Genomic DNA, 941 nt, shown 5'->3' with positions numbered 1-941 from the left:
TTCCCGTCCCCGCGGGCCCCCACGCCCCACAACCCCCATCAGGAGTAACCGGTGGCCGATTCCCAACGCACGCTGCACGAACGCTACGAATTGCGTGCAGAGGTCGGCCGGGGCGGCATGGGCCGGGTGTGGAAGGCCCACGACACGCGACTCAACCGCATCGTGGCGGTCAAGGAGATCCTCCTGGGCCCCGGACTGGACGAGGACGACCGCACCCGCATGGCCGCTCGGGCCCGGCGTGAGGCCCAGGCCACTGCCATGGGCCAGCACCCCAACATCGTGACCGTGCACGACATCGTCGAGGACGACGGTCGCCCCTGGATCGTCATGGAGTTCCTGGAAGGGGAATCCCTGCACCGGATCGTGCGCGATCAGGGCCCGCTGGAACCCGAGCGGGCCGCCGCCTGGGGATTGTCCCTGCTCGACGCGTTGGGGATCGCGCATGCCCAGGGCATCACCCACCGCGACGTCAAACCCGAGAACGTCATGATCACCGACGCCGGGCGGGTCGTGCTGACCGACTTCGGCATCGCCACCATCGCCGACACCGCCGCGGTCACCCAGACCGCCGGGGTGATGGGCTCACCGGCCTATCTGGCCCCCGAACGCCTGGCCTCGGCCCCGGCCAGCCCCGCCGGTGACCTGTGGTCGCTGGGCGCCACCCTCTACCAGGCCGCCACCGGCGTCTCCCCCTTCCAACGCGAGGGCATCCCGGCCACCCTGCACGCGGTGCTCAACGCCGAACCTCCCCGTCTCCTGCCCGGGCCACTCGGCCACGCGATCCGGGGGCTGCTGGTCAAAGACCCCGCCCAGCGGTTGGACGAGGCCGGCAGCCGCTCCCTGCTGGAGGCCGCCGCCCGTGGGCACGAACACGGTGGCGACAACGGGCCACCACCCGCCACCGGCCCCCAGACCGGCACGGCCACGCTCGGTGCGGCCCC

At 72.3% G+C, this 941-nt stretch carries 1 protein-coding gene; it reads left to right on the top strand.

Annotated elements, in window-relative coordinates; all coding sequences use genetic code 11:
• Nucleotides 1-51 precede the first annotated feature (51 nt).
• The coding region (locus BQ8420_RS06000) for a serine/threonine-protein kinase (RefSeq protein WP_143847122.1) at nucleotides 52-941 on the top strand (890 nt) is incomplete at its 3' end.

It is taken from the genome of Nocardiopsis sp. JB363, from assembly GCF_900143625.1.
Classification (GTDB): domain Bacteria; phylum Actinomycetota; class Actinomycetes; order Streptosporangiales; family Streptosporangiaceae; genus Nocardiopsis.
This window is presented reverse-complemented; position numbering and strand designations above follow the sequence as displayed.